This window comes from Microbacterium sp. AISO3 (assembly GCF_002204305.1).
GTDB classification, from domain to species: Bacteria; Actinomycetota; Actinomycetes; order Actinomycetales; family Microbacteriaceae; genus Microbacterium; species Microbacterium arborescens.
This window is the reverse complement of sequence record NZ_NHRF01000005.1, coordinates 75792-95869: the sequence shown is the minus strand read 5'-3', so window position 1 is coordinate 95869 and position 20078 is coordinate 75792. Positions and strand designations below refer to the sequence as shown.

Here is a 20078-nt window from a genome sequence, read left to right as displayed (position 1 = left end):
GGCCCGCCGGCGAGACGAGGTCAGCGCAGCGCCTGCTCCACGTCGGCCAGCAGATCGTCCACTGACTCGATGCCCACGGAGAGCCGCACCACCTCGACCGGCACGGCGGCCTCCGTGCCGCGGACCGAAGCGTGCGTCATCGCATCGGGATAGTTCACCAGCGACTCCACGCCGCCGAGCGATTCGGCGAGCTGGAACAGGCGCGTCGACTCGGCGAAGCGACGCGCCGCCTCGCCGGACTCGAGCGCGAGCGAGAGCATGCCCCCGAAGCGGGTCATCTGCGACGCGGCCAGCTCGTGCCCGGGGTGCGAGGCGAGCCCGGGGTAGAACACGCGGGCGACGCGATCGTGTCGCTCCAGGAACGCGGCGATGGCCCCGGCGTTCTCGCTGTGGCGCTGCATGCGGACATCGAGCGTCTTGATCCCGCGCGTCGTGAGCCAGGCATCCATCGGTCCCGACACCGCTCCCGCGGCGTACTGCAGGAAACCGATCTTCTCGGCGAGCGCATCGTCGTCGAGCACGAGTGCGCCGCCGACGACATCCGAGTGCCCGCCGAGGTACTTCGTCGTGGAGTGCACGACGACATCGGCGCCGAGCTCGAGGGGCCGCTGGAGCGCCGGGGTCGCGAAGGTGTTGTCGACGACGACGAGCGAGCCGGCCTCGTGTCCGATGGCCGCCAGGCCCGCGATGTCGGTGATGCGCAGCAACGGGTTCGACGGTGTCTCCACCCACAGCACGCGCGGCGCGCGCTCGGCGACCGCAGCCCGCACGGCGGCGAGGTCGCTCATGTCGACGACCCGCAGCTTCACACCCCACGGAGCCAGGACACGGGCGATGAGACGGTGCGTTCCCCCGTAGACGTCGTTGCCGAGAAGCACCTCGTCACCGGGCGTCAGCGCGGCGCGCAGCAGCACGTCCTCGGCGGCCAGCCCCGAGGCGAACGAGAAGCCGTGCGCCCCGCCCTCGAGCGCGGCGAGCTGCACCTGGAGCGCCGTGCGGGTCGGGTTTCCCGAGCGACCGTACTCGTAGCCGCCGCGGAGGCCGCCGATGCCGTCCTGCGCGAACGTCGTCGAGAAGTGGACCGGCGGGATGACCGCTCCGGTGGTGGGGTCGAACTCCTGGCCGGCGTGAACGGCGAGGCTCGCGAGGCCGCGGGCGGAATCGTGCGTGCTCATGCGTCGCTCCTGGTGTCGTGGGTCGTGCGGTGATCGGGGATGCCGTGGTCGGGTTCGACGACGAGGTCGGCGAACCCGTGGGCACGCATCCAGTCGTCGTCGTAGATCTTCGAGAGGTACCCGCGGCCGTGGTCGGGCAGCAGCACGACGACGACGTCGTCGGGCCCGAGCTCGCGTGCCGTCCGAAGCGCGGCCACCACGGCCATGCCCGACGAACCGCCGACGAGCAGGCCTTCCTCGCGCGCGAGGCGGCGGGTCATCGCGAACGACTCGCGGTCGCCCACCCGCTCGTAGCGGTCGACGACGGACGGATCGAAGGTCTCGGGCCAGAAGTCCTCGCCGACGCCCTCGACGAGGTACCGGCCGATGTCGCCGCTGTAGATGGACCCCTCGGGGTCGGCGCCGACGATCGTCACGGCCCCGCCGGAGACCTCGCGCAGGTACCGTCCCGTGCCCGTGATCGTGCCGCCGGTGCCGACACCGGCGACGAAGTGCGTCACGCTCCCCGCGGTGTCGCGCCAGATCTCGGGTCCGGTCGTCTCGTAGTGGGCGCGCGGCCCGGCGGCGTTGGCGAACTGGTTGGGTTTGAAGGCGCCGGGGATCTCCCGCGCGAGCCGGTCCGAGACGCTGTAATACGAATCCGGATGCTCCGGCGGCACGCTCGTGGGGGTCATCACGACCTCGGCGCCGTACGCCTTCAGGACGGCGACCTTCTCGCCCGCGAACTTGTCGGGAACGACGAAGACCATCCGGTAGCCGCGCTGCTGCGCGACGAGGGCGAGGCCGACACCGGTGTTGCCGCTCGTGGGCTCGACGATCGTTCCGCCCGGCCGGAGCAGCCCGTCGCGCTCGGCGGCCTCGATGATCCTCGCAGCGATGCGATCCTTGGCCGAGCTGCCCGGGTTGAAGTACTCGATCTTGGCGAGCACGGTCGCCCGCGTCGAGGACGCGACGTGGTTCAGGCGAACCAGCGGGGTGTTGCCGACGAGTTCGGCGATGTTCTCTGCGTAGCGCACGAGGGTGTCCTCACGGTGTCCGCGCGCTCAGAGGCGCGGGTGCTGTCGGGGTCGTCTGAGGTGAGCGCGGCGGCGCTCAGCGACAACAACGACAGGTCTGCACGCGTCCACCCTAAGCCAGGGCCCGGCCGCTGTCGAGCGGATTCGCCCCCCCCCCCCGGGTCAGCGCGACGACAGACCGCGGCGTTCGAGGGAGCGACGCATCGTGTGGCGCCCGTGCAGGCTCGCGGCACCCCGCACCCGGGCGATCGCGGCGCGCAGCCAGCCCCGCGGCTCGCCCTGCGTGCGGTAGTACGCCGTGACCGCCTCCTCGTACGCGGCGATCTCGGCGTCGTCGGGCAGGCGATAGGTCTCGCGGTGGCGGACGACCCGCTGCGGCAGCCGTGGCTTCACCCCCGCCCGGTCGTCCGGGTCGGGGCGGCCGAGCACGACGCCGAACGCCGGAAAGGCTCCCGCGGGGAGTTCGAGCAGATCGGCGATCTGCTCGGGATGGTTCCGGACCGCCCCGACGTAGACCGCGCCCAGGCCCAGCGACTCGGCGGCGATCACGGCGTTCTGGGCGGCGAGCGCCGCATCGATGAAGCCGACGATCGTGCTCTCCATGTACTCGACGGCATCCGACGGCTCCCCCGCGCGATGCGCGAGCTCGCGCGCACGAGCCCAGTCGGCGACGAAGACGAGGAAGACGCCGCCCCGGCGGATGAAGTCCTGGTCGCCCGCGAGTCGGGCGAGCGCGTCGCGCCGGTCGGGGTCGCGCACCTCGATCACCGACCACGCCTGCAGGTTCGAGCTCGTCGAGGCCGACTGTGCAGCCGCGATGATCGCGGTCAGCGTCGCGTCGTCGATCTCGCCGGGTGCGAATCGCCGCACGGAGCGATGGCGGTAGAGGAGGTCCAGCACATCGTTGCGCGGGAGGCCCTCGGGCGCGGCAGAGCCGTACCGCCCAGACCAGCCGTCGCGTGATTCCGTCGTCACGCGGGGAACGTTACACGGCGTCATCGATCGTCTCCGACGTTCACGGAACATGTGATGGGTCGTCGTGGTTACTAACGTCGTGATCATGTCGCAGCCGAACATCGACCCGTCCGCGGAGCACCCCTCCCGTCATCTGGGCGGCTCGCTGTCCGCCGATGAGTTCAAGACGCTCTTCCGCGGGCACCCCGGCGGGGTCGCCGTCATCACCGCCGACGCGGGTGACGGCCCGGTCGCGCTCACGGCGACCTCCGTCTCGTCGGTGAGCGCCGACCCGCCGCTCCTGGTGTTCTCGGTGTCGGCTCAGTCGTCCGCGTCGGCCGTCCTGTCCACTGCCGAGACCGTCGTGGTGCACCTGCTCGACGCCGACGATCTGCCGCTGGCGAAGCTCGGCGCCACGAGCGGCATCGATCGCTTCGCCGACACCTCGGCCTGGTCGCGGCTGACGACGGGAGAACCCGTGTACCGCGGCGTGCGGGCGTGGGTCCGCTGCGCGGTCGTGTCGCGGATGGATGCCGGCGGCTCCATCGTCATCGCCGGCCACGCCCTCCAGTCGCACGTCGAGCGCGACGTCGAGCCCGGCGGTCACGGCGATGCGCTGGTCTACCACAACCGCACCTGGCACCGCCTCAGCGAAGATTCCGCCATCCGCGGCTGATCCCCTCAGACGACGCCGATCGCCGCCGCCGGGCTCGCCCCCGTCGCGACGGGCCGGCCGGGGTCACGAGACCACTGGCTCCACGACCCCGCGAACACGCGCGCCCGGCCGTATCCGGCCACCGCGAAGGCCAGGGCGGTGTGCGCCGAGGCGATACCCGAGCTGCAGGTGATGACGACATCCGTGTCGGCGCCGATCCCCACTGCCGCGAGCGACGTGCGGACCTCGTCCGGACCGCGCAGGAGACCGTCCGGCGCGATGTGGGCCACCGTCGGAAGATTCAGGGCCCCGGGGATGTGGCCGCTGACGGGGTCGGCCCCTGCCACCTGACCCCGGTAGTGCTGGGGCGCGCGCACGTCGAGCAGCACTCCGCGCGCGGGAGCGACGGCCGCCTCGTCGATGGTGGCGAGACCGCCGCTGCCCTCGGCGAGCGACACATCGCCCGCCGCGGCGGCGCGGTCACTGTGCTCCAGGCGACGCCCCGACGCGACCCAGGCGCGGAAGCCGCCGTCGAGCACCCGGACGTCGAGGCCGTGACGGCGCAGCAGCCACCACGCACGCGCGGCGGCGACACCGTCGTTGTCGTCGTAAGCGACGAGCCGGTCTCCGGCCCTCACACCCCAGCGACGGGCCGCGGCCTCGAGGTCGGCGCGGTCGGGCAGCGGATGCCGTCCCTGCTCCGGAACCCCGGGGCGCGCGAGCTCACGTTCCAGATCGACGTAGACGGCGCCGGGCAGATGACCCAGCAGATAGTCGGGGCGTCCTTCGGCCCGGTCCAGGCGCCACCGGACATCCAGCAGACGCACGGGAGCGTCCGCAGCGAGTTCGGCGGCGAGGTCGTCGACGCTCACCAGGGGGGACATGCCCCCATGCTCCCCAGCCCGCGTTCCCCGTGCGCTCGCGATCGAAACAGTCGGAAACGGGAGAACACAGAGCGACACACGCCGACCCACGGGCGCCTCCGCGTGACCTCGCATGACGGCGGGGAAGCGCCGCCGCGTCCGCCGCCCGTACTCTTCCCCCCATGCCCGGTCTCGAGAACCACCCCGAATCCCTCGCCTTCGCGACGCGTCAGCTGCACGCGGGCGCCCGCGGCTTCGACGCATACGGCTCGCGCGCGACCCCGATCTACCTGACCGCCGGCTTCGAGTTCGACGACATCGCCGACGGCGAGGGCCGCTTCGCCGACCCCACGACGGGTTTCAGCTACACGCGCGTCGGCAATCCGACCGCCGCGGCGGCTGAGCGTCGCATCGCCGACCTCGAGGGCGGCGTCGGCGCCCTGCTCGTCGGCAGCGGCCAGGCCGCGACGACGACGGCGCTGCTGACGATCCTCGAGTCCGGAGACCACATCGTCGCGGCCTCCGCGATCTACGAGGGCACGCGCGAACTGCTGCGCTCCGAATTCGGCCGCCTCGGCATCACGACCGACTTCGTCGACGATCCGCGCGACCCCGCCGCCTGGGAGGCGGCGATCGGCCCGCGCACGCGCGCGCTCCTCGCCGAGACCATCGCGAATCCGCGCGGCGGCGTGCTCGACATCCCCACCGTCGCCGAGGTCGCACACCGGCACGGCATCCCGCTCGTCGTCGACTCGACCCTCGCGACCCCGTACCTGCTGCGCCCGCTCGAACTCGGCGCCGACATCGTCATCCACTCCGCGTCGAAGTTCCTGTCGGGCCACGGAACGGGCCTGGGCGGCGTCATCATCGACGGCGGACGCTTCGCCTGGGACGCCGTCCCGGGCCGGTTCCGCCAGATCGCGGCCGAGACCGGGCCCGACGGGCGCACGTTCGTCGAACGCTCCGGCGAGCGCGCCTTCCTCGACACCGCACGCCGCGTCGCGATGCGCTTCGGCCCCTCCCCCTCACCTCTGAACGCCTTCCTGCTGCTGCAGGGCATCGAGACCCTGTCGCTGCGGGTCGAGCGCCAGTCGCAGACCGCGGCGGCTCTCGCGGCCTGGCTCGAGACGCGTCCCGAGGTCGCCGGCGTCGACTACAGCGGACTCCCCTCGCATCCCGACCATGATCTCGCCGTGCGCCTCCTTCCGGCGGGACAGGGCGCGCTGTTCTCCTTCACCCTCGCGGGCGGGCGGCCGGCCGCGGAGGCGTTCACGCGCAGCGTGCGGCTGTTCACCCCGATGACCCACCTCGGCGATGTGCGCTCGCTCGTGCTGCATCCGGCGACCACCACCCACGCGAGTCGCGACGATGCCGACCTCGAGCGCATCGGCGTCGGTCCGGGGCTGCTGCGCATCTCGGTCGGGCTGGAGGATGCCGGCGACCTCATCGCCGACCTCGCGCGCGGACTCGACGCCGCCCGCGCGGCGACCGGCGTCGTGCCGGAAGACCTGCCGGAAGACCTGCCGGAAACGGTGTCGGCATGACGCGCGCACAGCACTTCGGCTGGTTCCTCTCGCGCGGGTTCGGGCCCCACGGCTGGGCGCGGCCGTACCAGCGGTGGAACTGGCCGTGGCAGAAGCCCGACCTCTACCAGCACTCGGCCCGCGAGCTCGAGCAGGCGGGCTTCGACTTCGTCCTCATCGAAGACGCGCTCTCGGTCGGCATCACGCCCGAGACGCTGAACCTGCGGGTGCGCAAGGCGTACGGCGGTCCCAAGCACGACCCGTGGACGCTCGCGCCGTACCTGTTCGCCGCGACGCAGCACCTCGGCGTGATCCCCACGGTCAACCCCGCCGCGTGGCCGCCGTACCTCGCCGCCCGTCAGTTCGCGTCGCTGCAGCACCTGAGCGGCAGCCGGCTGGGGCTGAACGTCGTCACCGACGTCGGATCGGCGCATCATTTCGGCACCGAGCGCCTCGGGCACGACGCCGCATACGACCGCGCCCAGGAGTGGCTCGATGCGCTGCGCCTGCTGTGGCACAGCTGGGACGACGACGCGCTGATCGCCGACCCCGACACGCAGATCTACGCCGACGGCTCGAAGATCCGCGCCGTCCAGCACCGCGGCGAGTACTTCTCGTTCGACGGTCCCCTCAACGCCGAGCCCCTGCCCGCGGGCGACCCGATCGTCGCCTCCCCCGGTGGCTCGCCGCGCGGCATCGGCTTCGCCGGCACGAACTCCGAGATCCAGCTCGCCCTGTCGAACCTCGATCCCGCGAGCATCCGGGCCTACCGCGCCCGGGTGCGCGAGGCGGCGATCGCCGCCGGGCGCGATGCCGACGCGATCAAGACTCTCTTCGTCGTCAAGCCCATCGTCGCGAGCTCGGTCGACGAGGCAGACCGCATCGTCGAGGCGTCGCGTCATCCCGACGAGGCGGCCCTCCGCGAGGTCGCAGAAGCGTGGTCGAGCGACCTCGAGACCGACCTGACGTCGCTGGACCTCGACCGCCCGCTCGATCCTGCGATCTTCGGCGATCACGTCTCGAAGGGCACCATCCGGGGCCTGCTCGGGCGCTACTCCGACTTCTCGGAAGCACCGCTTCGCGACATCCTCACCGGCAAGGCGCGGCTCGGACGCGTGACCGACGGTGCGGGAGGGACGGTGGGAACCGCGGAGGAGATCGCCGACGTCATCCAGGCGCTGGGCGACGATGCCGACAACGACGGCCTGATCTTCTCGGGCGACTTCCACCCCGTGACCCTCCACCGCGCACTCGACGAGCTCGTGCCGGTGCTGCGGCGCCGCGGCATCCTGCGCACCGAGCACACCGGTCGGGGCCTGCGCGCCGACCTCGACGCGTTCTGACCCCGACCGGCGCGCTCAGACGTGCGGGTGGGTGCGTTCGAGCTTGGCGCCCTCGACGTCGACATCCGGCAGGATGCGGTCGAGCCACCGGGGCAGCCACCACGCGCCGCGCCCGATGAGGTGCATGAGTGCCGGCATGAGCAGCATCCGCACCACGAGCGCGTCGACGAGGATGCCGAAGGCGAGGCCGAAGCCCATCGAGCGGATGATCGTCGCCTCGGCGAAGATGAAGCCGCCGAACACCGACACCATGATGAGCGCAGCCGCGATGACGACCGACCGCCCGGCACGGAAGCCCTGCATGACCGCGAGGCGCGCCTCGGAGCCGTGCACGAAGGCTTCGCGCATCCCCGACGCGAGGAACAGCTGGTAGTCCATCGCGAGTCCGAAGAGGATGCCCACGAGGATCACCGGGAGGAAGTTCAGGATCGGGCCGGTGGTGTGCAGGCCGATGAACTCGGCGCCCCACCCCCATTGGAAGACCGCGACGACGGCGCCGTAGGTGGCGAACAGCGACAGGATGAATCCTCCCGTCGCGATGAGGGGCACCACGAGCGAGCGGAAGACGACGATCATGATCACGAGCGAGAGCCCCACGACGACCGCGAGGTAGATCGGCAGGATGCCGACGAGGCCCTCGGAGATGTCGATGTTGATGGCGGCCTGCCCGGCGACGCCGAGCGCGTACTCGCCGTCGACGGGAGGCAGCGAGCGCAGGTCGCGCACCAGGTCCTCGGTCGCGACGCTGCTCGGCCCCTCGGTCGGGATCACCTGGAACGCGGCGATCGAACCGCTGTCGGAGACGGCGATCGGAGCCACGGCGCTCACGTGCTCGCGCCCGGCGATCGCTTCGGCCACCGCGACCTGCGCGCGCAGACGCCCGGCATCGTCGAGGCCCTCCGGCAGGCTCGCGGTCACGAGCAGCGGCGAGTTCGCGCCGGGACCGAACGCGTCCTCGGTGAGCTCGAACGCACGCTGGCCGTACGACCCCTCCGGCTCGGATGCGCCGTCGGGAAGTCCCACCCGCATCGACAGCGCCGGAACCGCGAGGGCGAGCAGGAGCCCGACCGAAACGACGGCGGTGGTGATCGCGCGCCAGGTCGGCATCGCGCGCGTCGGGGTCGTCACGGCGTCGGGGGCTCCGACGCGGGCGCGGGCACGGCGACCGAGCACGCGCATCCCCAGCAGACCGAGGAGCGCCGGCAGCAGCGTGATGGCGATCAGCACCGCGATGGCCACGCAGACGGCTCCCGCGGTTCCCATGAGGCCGAGGAACGGGATGCCGGTGATGTTGAGGGCGAGCAGGGCGACGACGACCGTCGACCCGGCGAACACGACGGCGTTGCCGGCGGTGCCGCCGGCGAGGCCGATGGACTCGTGGAGGTCGATCCCGCGCAGCAGCTGCTTGCGGTGGCGGTTGAGCACGAACAGGGCGTAGTCGATGCCGACCGCGAGCCCGAGCATCACACCGAGCACGGGCGTCACCGACGCCATCTGCACGACCCCCGACAGCGCGAGCACCCCGAGAACGCCCACACCCACGCCCACGATCGCGGTGACGAGCGGGAGGGCGGCGGCGATGAGGCTGCCGAGCATGACGAGGAGCACCACGGCGGCGACCGCGACGCCGACGGCCTCGCCGACGCCGAGGATCTTCGGCACGCCCTGCGAGATCTCGGTCGAGAAGCCCACCTCGACGCCATCGATCGGCTCGGCGGTGAAGTGCTCGACGACGGCGTCCTTCGCTTCCTGCGGCAGCTCGAGGCGCGGCAGGGTGAAGGCGACGTTCACGGTCGCGGTCGAGCCGTCCGGCGAGACCAGCGCGATGCCGTCGGCGAGGTCGAGCAGGCGCCCGCCGAGCTCGGCGGTCTCGGCCTGCGCCTCGAGCTCGGTCCGGCCGGCGTCGAGGGTCGCCTGCTGCTGCTCCAGCTCGGCGCGCCCGGCGTCGAGCTGGGCCTGCTGGGCATCGAGCGCCGCGAGCTGCTGGGCGGGGGCGCCGGCAGCCTCGAGCTGAGCCCGCGCGGCGTCGAGCTGGGCCTGGCCCGCCTCGAGCTGCGCCGTGCCCTGGTCGAGCTGCGCCTGTCCGGCGTCGAGCTGGTCGCGCGCGGACGAGAGCTGAGTCTGGCCGTCGGCCAGCTGCTGGGCCTGCGCGGCTCGCTGCGCCTCGGCCTCGAACGGGTCGTTGACCGTCGCGACGTCGGGCAGATCGGTGGCGGAGGCGACGAGATCGGAGATCGCCGCCCGCTGGTCGTCGGTGAGAGCGCCGTCCTCGGCGTGGAACACGACGGTGCCTGCCGCGCCGGCGAAGTCGGGCAGCTCGTCGGCGAGCTGGTCGGTGACCTTCGATGACGCGGTCCCCGGGATGTCGAAGCTCGATGACAGCCCGCCGAAGCCGAGCGCGAAGGCGCCGCCGGCGATTCCCAGCACGGCGACCCAGGCGACGACGACGAGCCAAGCGCGACGCGCGGCCCCCTTGCTCAGGCGGTACAGCAGCTCGGCCATCGGCGACTCCTTCGGGATGCGGACGCCTTGACGAGACGCGACGTCTCGTCAACCCTAACCCGGGACCAGGACGTGCACGATCGCCCGGATGCTGTCGGGCGTCGGGGCGGCGCCCAGGAGCGCCTGCATCATCATCCAGCCCGCGACCGCATCGCCGATCTCGACCGCTGCGAGAGCAGGATCGCCGTGTGCGACCACGCGCGCCCGGATGCCGCCGTCGGCGCTCAGCCGGTCGCGCATGAGCTCACCGATCGCGGCATGCTCGGTCGCGGCGGCGACGAGCGACCGCAGCAGCAGACGTCCCTGCGGAGCGTCGAGGACGGTCCACACCCGCGACATCCACTCGTTCAGGTCGCGGCGGAGGTCCCCCGTGTCTCGCACCGCGAGCTGATGCCGGAAGATCATCCCCTCGAGCAGCGCTTCGGTGAGGATCGCGGCGCGAGACGGCCACCACCGATAGATCGTCTGCTTGCCGACGGCGGCGTGCCGGGCGATCGCCTCGATCGTGAGGTTCTCGTAGCCGCTCTGCGCGATGAGCTCGGCCGCGGCCGTCAGTACCGCCAGCCGAGCCTGTTCGCTGCGCCGCGGACCGGCCCGGTGCTCGTCCATCCCTCCACCGTAACGAGCCGGACGCTACGGTGGAGCCCATGCTCGCCGTGCTCGTCCTGGCCGACCACGACCTGGTCCGCCGCGGCGTCGCCGACCTGATCGACGCGGCGACGGGACTGCAGGTCGTCGCCGAGGCGGCCACCGCCCGTCAGGCGGCGGCGCGCGCAGAGGTGACACGGCCGGACGTCGCGATCATCGGATACCGGCTCGCCGACGGCGACGGCCCACGGGTGTGCCGCGCCCTGCGCGCGCTGGACCCTCACCTGCAGTGCATCGTCCTCAGCGCCGCGGACGACGACACAGCCCGCGCCGCGAGCGCCGCCGCGGGCGCCGCGGCCTTCCTTCTCGAAGACGTCGCGGCGGGCGAGCTCGTCGAGGCCGTGCGCCGGGTCGGGTCGGGGCACCCGCTGAGCGCGACCCTGCGACCCGCCTCACCCCCGACGTCGCCGCCGGAGGCCCTCCCCCGCCGGCAGCGGGAGGTGCTCGCCCTGGTCGCGCGGGGGCTGTCGAACCGCGCCATCGCGATCGAGCTCGGTGTCGCCGAGAAGACGGTGAAGAACCACCTGACGGGGATCATGCGCACGCTCGGCGTCACGAGCCGTACGCAGGCCGCGCTGCGCGCGGCGCAACCCGAGCACGAATGAGCGAAGGCGCGGACCCCGGTGGGATCCGCGCCTTCGGCGGGGCGACTCGGTGTCAGACGAGCCACCGGAAGCGCTGCACGAGCGGCAGCTTCTTCCACATGGCGCCGAGGCCCCACGTGTCGCCGGCGTGGAGCACGGCGATCACGATCAGCGCGAGCGCGTAGACGATGTGGTAGTCGACGAGGGGGTTGGTGGATGCCGCGCCCCAGGCGAACGGCCACTCGGCCAGGTACATCAGCAGCATGACGAGGCTCCCGGCGACCGCGGCGACGCGGAGACCAATGCCCGACATGACGGCGACTCCGATGGCCAGCATGCCCGCCATGAACAGGACGTCGGCGAGCGGGCTCGCCATGCTCTGGAACCAGGGCTGGAGCGGTCCGGTCACGGCGGGGCTGTTGAGGAAGCCCTGCGCCGGGGTGCCGCCGTTGATCCACGCCCGCTCGAACGGCGTCGAGAAACCGAGGCCGAGCAGCTTGTCGAGGAACGCCCAGAGGAAGATGAAGCCGGTCGCATAGCGCAGCGCAGCGAGGGTGCGGCGTCCGGTGAGCGAGGTCACGATCTCGTCCTGGCGGGCGATCGCCTGAGTGCGGGTCCGAGCCTCCGTGCGCGGGATGGCTGCGTGGACCGCGTGCGTGGTCATTTCTGTCTCCTTCGTCGTATGTGGTCTGACCACATAACTATCTCGCGTTCCCGGCGTCATGAACAGGGACCAAAGTCCCGATCCGCCTGCAGGGTCGCCCGCGCGTATCACCGCGTCGGACCGGGGACAATCCCCGCGCCCGGAGCGCACGCCGCTGCATAGGGTCGCGCCAGGAGGAGATATGAGCGACATCGAGGAACTCGCACGACGCGCACAGGAGACGGGCACCGTGATCGCCGTCGCGGAATCACTCACCTCGGGCAACCTCGCCGCGACGATCGGCGCCGCGGAGGGCGCGGGCGACTGGTTCGCCGGCGGGGTCGTGGCTTACCGGCTCGAGACGAAGCACCGGGTCCTGGACCTGGCCGAGGGCATCGATCCCTGCTCGCCGGAGTGCGCCGAGCAGCTGGCCCGGGCGGTGCGCGACCTCACGGGAGCCGACCTCGCGGTATCGGCGACCGGCGTCGGGGGCCCCGAGCCCCACGACGGGCACGAGCCGGGCACCGTCTACCTCGGGTGGAGCGACGGCGACGACACCGGGCACGTGCTGCTCGAACTCGACGGCGAGCCCGAGCAGGTCATCGACGGCAGCGTCAACGCGGCCCTCGGACTGCTCATCGATCGGATGCGACGCTGAGCGCGCTCGCCGATCAGGCCGTCGACAGCGGCGGCCGGTGCGCGATGGGGATCGGCTTGGTCGCAAGCGGCGACCCGGTGCGGCGCGACGCCGCGTGCCGCTCGGAGATGGCGAACGCCGCCTCGCCGATCGCGGCGAACGTCTCGGTTCCCGCGGTGCCGCACAGCCACACCACCTCGTACACGCCGTCGCGGCGTCGCTCGACGTAGGCGACGACGGCGGCGGCATCGGAGGACGGGCGAGCGGGATCGCATACCCGCCAGGCATCCTCAGCGATCTCGTCCCAGCGCAGTCCCGTGTGTTGCATGATCCGAGCCTGCGTCACGGCCCCGGCGGAACCCCAGGGCCTTGACAGCGCGATCCGCGGATGCGTCAGCCGGCCGCGGCGCGACGGATCCGTTCGAGCGTGCGCAGCGTCGCCGACGTGCGGGCCTGATCCTCGTCGGGTGCCGCCGCACCACCGACGAGCTCCACGAAGCGCGCGACCTCCCCGTCGAGGGTGTCGACCGCGGCGTCCGAGGTCCATTCCGACGACGCACCGGACGCGTCGATGCGCGTGATCCGACGCGGGCTGGCCAGATGATCGATCAGGACCGTCGCGCTCTCGCCCTGGATCTCGCTCGGCCTGGCCGCCGTCGTGATCTTCGAGTAGCCGACATCGACGATCAGCCCGGGGTACTCCAGCACCGCGAGGCCCGCCCCGTCGGCACCGGTGGCGATGGTCACCGCCGACGCGGACACCCTCACGGGCTCGCCGAACAGGAGGACGGCGGCGTGCACACCGTAGACGCCGAGGTCTGCGAGCGCGCCGCCGCCCATCGCGGGATCGAAGATGTTGGGGGTCTCACCGGCGAGCACGGCGTCGTAACGCGAGGAGCGCTTGGCGTAGTGGAACGAGGCTCGGCGGAGGCTGCCGAGCGACGGGACGCGGTCGCGGACGGCGACGATGCCCGGGTCGTAGGCCGTGCGCATCGCCTCGATCAGCACCACCCCCGCCCGCCGGGAGCGGCCGACGAGATCGTCCCATTCGGCGGCGGAGCCGACCGCCGGCTTCTCGACGAGCACGTGCTTGCCCGCCGCGATCGCCGCCGCGACCTGTGGGCCGTGCGCGGAGTTCGGCGAGCCGATGTAGACCGCATCGACGCCGGGATCGGCGAGAGCGGCCTCTACGCTGCCGAACGCTCCCTCGACGCCGAGACGATCGGCATACGCGCGCGCCCTCGCGTCATCGCGCGATGACACAGCCACCACCTCGATACCGGGCGTGCGGGATGCCGCACCGATGAAGGCGTCGGTGATGACGCTCGTGCCGACGGTCGCGATCCGGATCATGCCCTCCAGCCTAGGAGGAGGTGACCGGGGCTTCGGGCTGCGTCAGTGGCGCCGGGTCGAGCGCAGCGTCTGCACCGCCTCGTCGAATCGCAGCGTCTGACGGAGTTCGACGGCGGCGGAGTACCAGGGGCCGCCGAGCGCCACGAACACGGCGCCCACGACGTCGATGTACCCGAGGATGACCTCGCCCTCGCGCACCTCGTAGCGATCGACGTCGACGAGCTCCCACCGCACGTCCGCCTCGGCGCTGGGGGCCTCGGGCCGCCGGGTGGGCAACTGACGCAGAGCGCCCGACGTGGCCAGCCTCACCGCGCTGGGCTTGCGGGCGATCGGTGACATATCCAAGACCATGACCACTCCCGTCGCTCTGCATCGAGTGTCCCGCCCCGGACCCACTGCACCTACCGGCTTGACAGAAGTTCACACGGGGTTTACACGGCGTCAACACGACCTACCTAGTTCGCCTAACTAACCGGAATTAGTTAGGCCGAACCGCGCCACTACCCTCGCGTGCGTGGGAACACTCGTTTACGGAAGCCAGGGGCGGACGTTCGACGTCGAGGACCGTCTGCTCGCTCACCTGCGGGTGGTCTTCATGAACAAGCTGCGTCGCAACGAGCCGTTCATGTTCCACCGCTCGACCGACAGCGGGCTGTTCAGCGTCTGGGTGCACCCGGCCGTTCCGATGGTGTTCCTCTTCAGCGGCAGCCGGCCGCCGACGATCAATCGGCACTGGGTCGAGGCCCTCATGCTCGAGGCCGGCGGAACGAACGGCCTGCGGGTGATCCCGGAGCCGGCGACCGCCGACGCCTGACGACGTCGCCTGCCTCAGCGGCACTCCTCATCGACCGCGTCCGCGATCGCGTCGAGAAGCGTCGCCAGCTTCGCCGCGGTGTCCTCGTCGAGCCCGCGCGCGATGTCGCGCACGCGGAGCGTGAGCGGGTCGACGCCTTCGACGTCGGCGTTGCGGTCCGTCGGAACGACGTACTTGCTCCGGCCGTCGTCGGGATTGCGCTGGAAGGCGACCAGTCCCCCGTCGTGCAGGCGCTTGAGCATCGTGGTGGCCGTCGGCGTCGAGATGCCGAGCGTCGCGGCGATGTCGGTCGGTGTGACGCGCTTGCCAGCATCCGCGCTGTCGTACACGACGCGCATCGCCGCACGCGCGGTCTCGCTCGGACCGCAGTCGCTCTGGCGTCGCCGCGCCAGGCTGGCCTCGGCCAGTCGCAGCCGTTCGACCGCGCGTGCGACGGATTCGGGCTCGGACGCACCGGACACCATGGAACCTCCCGCAGACGTCGATGATGCCTCCACTGTAGAAGCGCCGAGAATCGGCGATCTGCGGCTTGACTCCGCCGCCCGGGGCCCGTAATGCCCCCTCAGAGACGCGGCGAGAGGTCGGGACGCGTCCGCACCCCGAACTCGTGGCGCAGCGCGCTCAGGGCCGCCCACCAGCCGCCCAGCCCGTGAACGCCCGGTCCGGGGCTGGTCGACGAGGAGCACAGGTAGACGCCGTCCATAGGGGTTCGCCACGGGTCTCGCGCGAGCACGGGACGCGCGATCAGCTGATCGAGCGAGGGCACCCCGGCGGAGATGTCGCCGTCGGGATAGTTCAGATTGCGAGCGGCGACCTGCCGCGCCGTCTCGGAGTGAGTGGCGAGGATCGTCTCCCGAAAGCCCGGCGCGAAGCGCTCGATCTGCCGGACGATCGCCTCGGTGCGGTCGACCTCGCTGCCGGCGGGGACATGCGTGTACGCCCACAGCGTGTGGTGTCCCGCCGGGGCACGGGTCTCGTCGAACAGCGACGGCTGGGCGACCAGGACGTAGGGCGCGTCGGGCAGACGCCCCTCCCGAACCGCGTTCTCGGACGCGGCGATCTCCGCCCGCGTGCCGCCGATGTGCACGGTGCCGCTGCGCGCGATCGCCGGATCGCGCCAGGGCACGGGCGTCGACAGAGCGAAGTCGACCTTCGCGACGGCGTCGCCGTAGCGGAAGCGCTCGAGTCGGCGGCGGTACCGGGCCGGCATCCGCTCCCCCGCCATCCCGATGAGGGCACGCGGAGTGACGTCGAGCAGGACGGCGCGGGCGGTGGGGAGCTCGTCGAGGGAGCGGATGCGGCGCCCCGCGAACAGCTCGCCCCCGTGGGCGCGGATGTCGTCAACCATCGCCTGGACGATGGCGCCGCTGCCGCCGATGGGGATCGGCCACCCGCGCGCATGACCGTAGGTGGCGAGGGTCAGCCCGCCACCGGCGGCTGCGAGACTCGGAAGGCCCAGGATGGTGTGAGCCGCGACACCGGACACCAGAGCCGGGGCGGCCTGCTCGCGGAACCGCAGGTTCCACGCGGCGCTCCCCTGCTCGAGTGTGCGCAGTCCGAACCAGGCCGCGGCGATCGGATCGCCGGGGACGCGCAGCAGCGAGCCACCGGTGAGGTCCGCGATGCCGCGCACGCGCTCGACGAGCGGCGCCATCAGCCGGGTGTACGCGCGGCCGTCGGCTCCGAGCCCCTCGGCCGTGCGATCGAGATCGCGGTAAGCCAGCGCTGCGCCACCGTCGAGAGGGTGCGCATACGACACCTCGGGCACGACGAACTCGACGCGGCGGCGCAGTCCGAACTCGCGGAAGAAGGCGGATTCGAAAGCGAGCGGGTGCACCGCCGAACAGAGGTCGTGCCGGTAGCCCGGAAGCGTGATCTCGCCCGTCGCCGCCCCACCGCCGAAGTGGTCCTCCGCTTCGAACACCGCGACCGAGAGCCCGGAGCGCGCCAGGGTGACGGCCGCCGCCAGCCCGTTCGGCCCGGAGCCGACGACGACGGCGTCGTACTCCGCCGTCACCGTCCCGCGCCGCCCTCCGCGAGGTGCGCGAGCCTCCGCAGGGTCTCGGCGTTGCGGACGTGCAGCGGCAGGTCGAGCAGTGGTTGCGGGATGAACGATCCCGGCCCTTCCGCGGCCACCTCCTGAATGCGCACGACGCAATCGTCGCCGCGGGGCTTGACGTCGATGGTGATGTGGGCCTCGCCGATCGGCCAGCCGCGCGCTTGCATCACCATGCGGTGCGGCGGATCGAATTCGAGCACCGATGTGCTGTCGTCGATGACGAAGGGCCAGACCCCGAACGAATGGTGCAGGCGCGACCCCGTCTGAGGCCAAGCCGGACTGACGTCGCGCATGCGCGAAGCACCGACGACCCAAGCCGGGAAGAGCCAGCCGTCGTTCAGGACCGCGAAGACGTCCTCGGGGGCGCAGTGCATGAGTCGGACGTTACGCGACATGGCCGTCTCCTCTCCGGGGCGGAGTCACGGCTGCAGCACCACCTTGATGCAGCCGTCCTCCTTCTTCTGAAAAGTCTCGTAGAGGCCCGGCGCGTCGGTCAGCGGCGCGCGGTGGGTGGTCAGATCCATGACGCCGAGCGGGTCGGCGGGGTCTTCGACGAGAGGCAGCAGATCATCGATCCACCGCTTGACGTTGCATTGCCCCATCCGCAGGCTCAGCTGCTTGTCGAACATCGTCTTCATCGGCATCATGTCGGCCTCGCCGGCGTACACGCCGCTGATCGACACGGTGCCGCCGCGGCGGACGACGTCGATCGACGAGTGCAGTGCGGCCAGCCGGTCGAGCCCGCCGGTCTCCATGACCTTCTGGGCCAGGGCGTCGGGCAGCAGTCCCACCGCCTTGTGCACCGTCGAGACGGCGGGGTTGCCGTGGGCCTCCATGCCGACGGCATCCACGACCGCATCCACGCCGCGCCCGTCGGTGAGGTCGCGGAGCTCCTCGACGACCGAATCGGCGAGGTCGAAGACGTCGGCACCGTGCCGCTCGGCCATCGCTCGGCGCTCGGCGACCGGATCGACCGCGAGCACGCGATAGCCGCGATGCACGCCGACGCGCGCGACGAACTGCCCGACGGGGCCGAGGCCCATGACCGCGAGAGTGCCGCCCTCGGGAACGTCGGCGTACGCCACGCCCTGCCACGCCGTCGGCAGGATGTCGCTGAGGAAGAGGTAGCGGTCGTCGGGAAGGTCGGAGCCGACGCGGATGTGGTTGTAGTCCGCGAGCGGAACCCGCAGGTACTCGGCCTGCCCTCCCGGGACCTGTCCGTACAGCTTCGTGTAGCCGAACAGCGAGGCGCCGCTGCCGTATTCGGTGACCTGGGTCGTCTCGCACTGCGACTGGAGGCCACGACGGCACATGAAGCAGTGCCCGCACGAGATGTTGAACGGCACGACGATGCGGTCGCCGACGGCGAGGTTCGTCACGGCAGACCCGACCTCGACGACGACACCCATCGGTTCGTGGCCGAGTACGTCACCGCTGTCGATGAACGGCCCGAAGATCTCGTAGAGGTGCAGGTCGGACCCGCAGATGGCCGTCGAGGTGATCCGCACGATCGCGTCGGTGGGCTCGAGGATCTCGGGGTCGGGCACGGTCTCGACGGAGACCTTCCGGCGTCCCTGCCAGGTGAGAGCCTTCATCGTGTCTCCTCCGGGTCGTCGCCGTCGGCTTCGGGCGTGCCGGGGCCGGGCCCGGGCCGCACGGCGGCGGTGTCGGCGATGTCGATGCGCGTGACGCCGTCGTGCTCGCTCGTCTCGATCCGCGGCGCGGCGTCGGCCTCGGTCGATCCGCCGGCTCGCAGCAGTTCCTCGCGGCGGGCGTCTTCGTCGGTCAGGGATTCGGATGCGTCGGACATGGGGCGACCGTAAGCACGTCCGCCCGGCCGGAGCGAGGGGATGGCGAGGGCCGGACAAGCGTGGTAGCCAGAGACGACAAGCCCATCCCGGAAGGAGACCGCCGATGTCACGAGACGACGCGAAGCCCAGTCAGGCCGAAGGTGCCGACCCCGAACACCCCGACACGGGCGAAGCCCCGGAAGAGGCGACGGGACACCCCTCGCAGGCCGAGGGCGAAGACAGCTGACACCACGACGGAGGGGCCGGCGTCGCACCTGATGCGAGCCGGCCCCTCCGTCGTCGTGCGCTCGAAGCGTCGTTCGAGATCAGGCGCTGCGTTCCGCGACATCGTCGAGAGCGGACGCGAGGAGGTCCACGACCTCGGCCGCGATGGCGGCACGCTCCGCGTCGAGCTCGTCGATGACGGTCACGATCGCCTGGTGATGGGCGGCGAAGGCGGCATCCACTCGCTCGACCGCCTCCGGGGTCGGAACGAGGTAGTGCGCGCGTCGGTCGGTGGGGTGCTGAACGCGCTCGACCAGCCCCTTCGAGGCCAGACGCTCGACGACGTTGGTCACGGTGGCGCTCGAGGTAGCGAGCATGACGATGAGGTCCTTCGGGCCCAGATCGCGGCCGTCGCGGTGGCCCTGGACGAGGTATCGCAAGGCGGTCAGGTCGATCGCCGACAGCTCGGATGCCCGGACGGCGAGCCCGGCCTGCACCTGCTCGGCGCGTCGCAGGCGCAGCACGGCGTCGCTCAGGCGACGGCCGACCTCTTCGCGAGGTTGGTCCGCGTAGAGATGGAGTCCTTCGTGCAGGACGACGTTTCGAGGCATCGGGTTGCCACCTCCTCCGACAGCATCCTAGAACACTAGCCCGGCTTGACAGATTCTGTCTTTCACAGATGGTGAGATACATAGGATCTAAGAATTGACAGGAAGTGTCTTGTCTGGCTAGATACTTAATGAGGGAACCAACACTTCCCTCGCTCATCGACGATCTCAGGAGGACAGCATGGGACAGCTCCACTACGGAAACTCCGACACCCGAATCGAGATCCCGGACCGCCTGCTCGCGCACCTGAAGGTCGTCATCGCGACGAAGCTCCGGCGCAACGAGAGCTTCATGATGTCGTGGACGTCCGACGAGGGCCGTTCATCGATCTGGCTGCAGCCGTCCATCCCCCTGCGCTTCGTCTTCGAGAGCGCGGACATGGAGATCCTGAACCCCGCTGCCGTCCGCGACCTCGCCAATGCCGCGACCTCGTCGGCCGGCCTGATGGTCGCCCTCGACCAGGAGATCCCCGAGGCCCCGCAGCGCGAGCTGCGCCCGGTCACCGCCGGGGTGCCGCGACTGAAGGTCCCGGCGTAACCCGGACCGAACACTTCACGCCGTCGTCGGTCGTTCCTATAATCGGAACGTCCGGCGGCGGCGTTGCCGTCGGTGCTCGAAAAATGGGCACGAAGCGGCACCCGCGCGTGAGACACATACGGCCTCGATCACCGTTCCGTCTCGAAAG

At 71.4% G+C, this 20078-nt stretch carries 23 protein-coding genes and 1 pseudogene; 8 read left to right on the top strand and 16 right to left on the bottom strand.

Annotated elements, in window-relative coordinates:
* Positions 1–20 precede the first annotated feature (20 nt).
* The 3 genes and pseudogenes from CBF90_RS09185 to CBF90_RS09175 form a co-directional block, all read right to left on the bottom strand.
* On the bottom strand, positions 21–1175 hold the full coding sequence (locus tag CBF90_RS09185; RefSeq protein ID WP_023952352.1) for a cystathionine gamma-synthase: 1155 nt from the start codon (positions 1173–1175) through the stop codon (positions 21–23).
* A gap of 68 nt (positions 1176–1243) precedes the next feature.
* A pseudogene (locus tag CBF90_RS09180) lies at positions 1244–2191 on the bottom strand (pyridoxal-phosphate dependent enzyme); the annotation flags it as partial.
* A gap of 162 nt (positions 2192–2353) precedes the next feature.
* Positions 2354–3166, bottom strand: coding sequence for an NADPH-dependent oxidoreductase (locus CBF90_RS09175; RefSeq protein ID WP_197690573.1), 813 nt, complete (start codon positions 3164–3166; stop codon positions 2354–2356).
* An 85-nt stretch (positions 3167–3251) separates the two neighbouring features.
* Here CBF90_RS09175 and CBF90_RS09170 point away from each other — a divergent pair, with 85 nt between their 5' ends.
* Positions 3252–3821 carry a flavin reductase family protein gene (locus tag CBF90_RS09170; protein ID WP_036305111.1) on the top strand — a complete coding sequence of 190 codons (570 nt, stop codon included), beginning with the start codon at positions 3252–3254 and terminating at the stop codon, positions 3819–3821.
* 5 nt (positions 3822–3826) lie between these two features.
* Here CBF90_RS09170 and CBF90_RS09165 read toward each other — a convergent pair whose 3' ends face one another.
* The gene (locus CBF90_RS09165; protein ID WP_023952360.1) at positions 3827–4684 is read right to left on the bottom strand and encodes a sulfurtransferase; all 858 of its coding nucleotides are present in this window, start codon (positions 4682–4684) and stop codon (positions 3827–3829) included.
* 161 nt (positions 4685–4845) lie between these two features.
* Between CBF90_RS09165 and CBF90_RS09160 the strand changes: the two genes are divergently transcribed.
* Together CBF90_RS09160 and CBF90_RS09155 are read left to right on the top strand one after the other, a co-directional pair.
* Positions 4846–6207 (top strand): O-acetylhomoserine aminocarboxypropyltransferase/cysteine synthase family protein, encoded by a 1362-nt coding sequence (locus tag CBF90_RS09160; protein ID WP_023952362.1) that lies wholly within the window; start codon positions 4846–4848, stop codon positions 6205–6207.
* The gene (locus CBF90_RS09155) at positions 6204–7529 is read left to right on the top strand and encodes an NtaA/DmoA family FMN-dependent monooxygenase (RefSeq protein WP_023952364.1); all 1326 of its coding nucleotides are present in this window, start codon (positions 6204–6206) and stop codon (positions 7527–7529) included. The genes CBF90_RS09160 and CBF90_RS09155 overlap by 4 nt, the downstream gene beginning before the upstream one ends.
* Positions 7530–7544: 15 nt before the next feature.
* Here CBF90_RS09155 and CBF90_RS09150 read toward each other — a convergent pair whose 3' ends face one another.
* Together CBF90_RS09150 and CBF90_RS09145 are read right to left on the bottom strand one after the other, a co-directional pair.
* On the bottom strand, positions 7545–10031 hold the full coding sequence (locus CBF90_RS09150) for an MMPL family transporter (protein WP_023952366.1): 2487 nt from the start codon (positions 10029–10031) through the stop codon (positions 7545–7547).
* 54 nt (positions 10032–10085) lie between these two features.
* Entirely contained in the window at positions 10086–10640 is a 555-nt protein-coding gene (locus CBF90_RS09145; protein WP_088380435.1) for a TetR/AcrR family transcriptional regulator, read from the bottom strand.
* A gap of 38 nt (positions 10641–10678) precedes the next feature.
* Here CBF90_RS09145 and CBF90_RS09140 point away from each other — a divergent pair, with 38 nt between their 5' ends.
* Positions 10679–11284 carry a response regulator transcription factor gene (locus CBF90_RS09140; protein ID WP_088380434.1) on the top strand — a complete coding sequence of 202 codons (606 nt, stop codon included), beginning with the start codon at positions 10679–10681 and terminating at the stop codon, positions 11282–11284.
* A 52-nt stretch (positions 11285–11336) separates the two neighbouring features.
* On the opposite strand, the gene CBF90_RS09135 is transcribed toward CBF90_RS09140, so the two are convergent.
* On the bottom strand, positions 11337–11927 hold the full coding sequence (locus CBF90_RS09135; protein WP_023952370.1) for a DoxX protein: 591 nt from the start codon (positions 11925–11927) through the stop codon (positions 11337–11339).
* 181 nt (positions 11928–12108) lie between these two features.
* Here CBF90_RS09135 and CBF90_RS09130 point away from each other — a divergent pair, with 181 nt between their 5' ends.
* Complete coding sequence (locus tag CBF90_RS09130) at positions 12109–12564, top strand: CinA family protein (RefSeq protein ID WP_023952372.1); 456 nt, start codon at positions 12109–12111, stop codon at positions 12562–12564.
* A gap of 13 nt (positions 12565–12577) precedes the next feature.
* Here CBF90_RS09130 and CBF90_RS09125 read toward each other — a convergent pair whose 3' ends face one another.
* The 3 genes from CBF90_RS09125 to CBF90_RS09115 all read right to left on the bottom strand — a co-directional run bounded on the left by CBF90_RS09125 (position 12578) and on the right by CBF90_RS09115 (position 14235).
* Positions 12578–12871 carry a dienelactone hydrolase gene (locus CBF90_RS09125; protein ID WP_023952374.1) on the bottom strand — a complete coding sequence of 98 codons (294 nt, stop codon included), beginning with the start codon at positions 12869–12871 and terminating at the stop codon, positions 12578–12580.
* 65 nt (positions 12872–12936) lie between these two features.
* Positions 12937–13896, bottom strand: coding sequence for a Gfo/Idh/MocA family protein (locus CBF90_RS09120; RefSeq protein ID WP_088380433.1), 960 nt, complete (start codon positions 13894–13896; stop codon positions 12937–12939).
* Between the two features lie 42 nt (positions 13897–13938).
* The gene (locus tag CBF90_RS09115) at positions 13939–14235 is read right to left on the bottom strand and encodes a hypothetical protein (RefSeq protein ID WP_052007611.1); all 297 of its coding nucleotides are present in this window, start codon (positions 14233–14235) and stop codon (positions 13939–13941) included.
* Between the two features lie 175 nt (positions 14236–14410).
* Here CBF90_RS09115 and CBF90_RS09110 point away from each other — a divergent pair, with 175 nt between their 5' ends.
* Positions 14411–14710, top strand: a complete 300-nt coding sequence (locus CBF90_RS09110) for a hypothetical protein (protein ID WP_023952380.1) — start codon at positions 14411–14413, stop codon at positions 14708–14710.
* A 14-nt stretch (positions 14711–14724) separates the two neighbouring features.
* On the opposite strand, the gene CBF90_RS09105 is transcribed toward CBF90_RS09110, so the two are convergent.
* The 5 genes from CBF90_RS09105 to CBF90_RS09085 all read right to left on the bottom strand — a co-directional run bounded on the left by CBF90_RS09105 (position 14725) and on the right by CBF90_RS09085 (position 18579).
* On the bottom strand, positions 14725–15174 hold the full coding sequence (locus CBF90_RS09105; RefSeq protein ID WP_023952381.1) for a MarR family winged helix-turn-helix transcriptional regulator: 450 nt from the start codon (positions 15172–15174) through the stop codon (positions 14725–14727).
* Positions 15175–15272: 98 nt separating this feature from the next.
* The gene (locus CBF90_RS09100; RefSeq protein WP_036304670.1) at positions 15273–16727 is read right to left on the bottom strand and encodes an NAD(P)/FAD-dependent oxidoreductase; all 1455 of its coding nucleotides are present in this window, start codon (positions 16725–16727) and stop codon (positions 15273–15275) included.
* Positions 16724–17164 (bottom strand): SRPBCC family protein, encoded by a 441-nt coding sequence (locus CBF90_RS09095; RefSeq protein WP_064956152.1) that lies wholly within the window; start codon positions 17162–17164, stop codon positions 16724–16726. The genes CBF90_RS09100 and CBF90_RS09095 overlap by 4 nt, the downstream gene beginning before the upstream one ends.
* A 24-nt stretch (positions 17165–17188) precedes the next feature.
* Entirely contained in the window at positions 17189–18364 is a 1176-nt protein-coding gene (locus tag CBF90_RS09090) for a zinc-dependent alcohol dehydrogenase (RefSeq protein ID WP_023952384.1), read from the bottom strand.
* Positions 18361–18579, bottom strand: coding sequence for a 5'-nucleotidase/2',3'-cyclic phosphodiesterase (locus tag CBF90_RS09085; protein WP_023952385.1), 219 nt, complete (start codon positions 18577–18579; stop codon positions 18361–18363). Before CBF90_RS09085 ends, CBF90_RS09090 begins: the two co-directional genes overlap by 4 nt.
* Positions 18580–18683: 104 nt before the next feature.
* Here CBF90_RS09085 and CBF90_RS18890 point away from each other — a divergent pair, with 104 nt between their 5' ends.
* Positions 18684–18806 carry a hypothetical protein gene (locus tag CBF90_RS18890; RefSeq protein WP_023952386.1) on the top strand — a complete coding sequence of 41 codons (123 nt, stop codon included), beginning with the start codon at positions 18684–18686 and terminating at the stop codon, positions 18804–18806.
* Between the two features lie 79 nt (positions 18807–18885).
* On the opposite strand, the gene CBF90_RS09075 is transcribed toward CBF90_RS18890, so the two are convergent.
* The gene (locus CBF90_RS09075) at positions 18886–19395 is read right to left on the bottom strand and encodes a MarR family winged helix-turn-helix transcriptional regulator (RefSeq protein ID WP_023952387.1); all 510 of its coding nucleotides are present in this window, start codon (positions 19393–19395) and stop codon (positions 18886–18888) included.
* A gap of 178 nt (positions 19396–19573) precedes the next feature.
* Between CBF90_RS09075 and CBF90_RS09070 the strand changes: the two genes are divergently transcribed.
* Positions 19574–19930 carry a hypothetical protein gene (locus CBF90_RS09070; RefSeq protein ID WP_023952389.1) on the top strand — a complete coding sequence of 119 codons (357 nt, stop codon included), beginning with the start codon at positions 19574–19576 and terminating at the stop codon, positions 19928–19930.
* The last annotated feature ends 148 nt before the right edge of the window (positions 19931–20078 follow it).

Bases quoted from the DNA above. Each gene is read 5' to 3' on its own strand.
- CBF90_RS09170 (WP_036305111.1), top strand. From the start codon at position 3,252: ATGTCGCAGCCGAACATCGACCCGTCCGCGGAGCACCCCTCCCGTCAT.
- CBF90_RS09085 (WP_023952385.1), bottom strand. From the start codon at position 18,579: ATGTCCGACGCATCCGAATCCCTGACCGACGAAGACGCCCGCCGCGAG.
- CBF90_RS09185 (WP_023952352.1), bottom strand. From the start codon at position 1,175: ATGAGCACGCACGATTCCGCCCGCGGCCTCGCGAGCCTCGCCGTTCAC.
- CBF90_RS09115 (WP_052007611.1), bottom strand. From the start codon at position 14,235: ATGTCACCGATCGCCCGCAAGCCCAGCGCGGTGAGGCTGGCCACGTCG.
- CBF90_RS09135 (WP_023952370.1), bottom strand. From the start codon at position 11,927: ATGACCACGCACGCGGTCCACGCAGCCATCCCGCGCACGGAGGCTCGG.
- CBF90_RS09075 (WP_023952387.1), bottom strand. From the start codon at position 19,395: ATGCCTCGAAACGTCGTCCTGCACGAAGGACTCCATCTCTACGCGGAC.
- CBF90_RS18890 (WP_023952386.1), top strand. From the start codon at position 18,684: ATGTCACGAGACGACGCGAAGCCCAGTCAGGCCGAAGGTGCCGACCCC.
- CBF90_RS09145 (WP_088380435.1), bottom strand. From the start codon at position 10,640: ATGGACGAGCACCGGGCCGGTCCGCGGCGCAGCGAACAGGCTCGGCTG.
- CBF90_RS09125 (WP_023952374.1), bottom strand. From the start codon at position 12,871: ATGCAACACACGGGACTGCGCTGGGACGAGATCGCTGAGGATGCCTGG.
- CBF90_RS09130 (WP_023952372.1), top strand. From the start codon at position 12,109: ATGAGCGACATCGAGGAACTCGCACGACGCGCACAGGAGACGGGCACC.
- CBF90_RS09155 (WP_023952364.1), top strand. From the start codon at position 6,204: ATGACGCGCGCACAGCACTTCGGCTGGTTCCTCTCGCGCGGGTTCGGG.
- CBF90_RS09150 (WP_023952366.1), bottom strand. From the start codon at position 10,031: ATGGCCGAGCTGCTGTACCGCCTGAGCAAGGGGGCCGCGCGTCGCGCT.
- CBF90_RS09160 (WP_023952362.1), top strand. From the start codon at position 4,846: ATGCCCGGTCTCGAGAACCACCCCGAATCCCTCGCCTTCGCGACGCGT.
- CBF90_RS09070 (WP_023952389.1), top strand. From the start codon at position 19,574: ATGGGACAGCTCCACTACGGAAACTCCGACACCCGAATCGAGATCCCG.
- CBF90_RS09105 (WP_023952381.1), bottom strand. From the start codon at position 15,174: ATGGTGTCCGGTGCGTCCGAGCCCGAATCCGTCGCACGCGCGGTCGAA.
- CBF90_RS09140 (WP_088380434.1), top strand. From the start codon at position 10,679: ATGCTCGCCGTGCTCGTCCTGGCCGACCACGACCTGGTCCGCCGCGGC.
- CBF90_RS09120 (WP_088380433.1), bottom strand. From the start codon at position 13,896: ATGATCCGGATCGCGACCGTCGGCACGAGCGTCATCACCGACGCCTTC.
- CBF90_RS09090 (WP_023952384.1), bottom strand. From the start codon at position 18,364: ATGAAGGCTCTCACCTGGCAGGGACGCCGGAAGGTCTCCGTCGAGACC.
- CBF90_RS09095 (WP_064956152.1), bottom strand. From the start codon at position 17,164: ATGTCGCGTAACGTCCGACTCATGCACTGCGCCCCCGAGGACGTCTTC.
- CBF90_RS09165 (WP_023952360.1), bottom strand. From the start codon at position 4,684: ATGTCCCCCCTGGTGAGCGTCGACGACCTCGCCGCCGAACTCGCTGCG.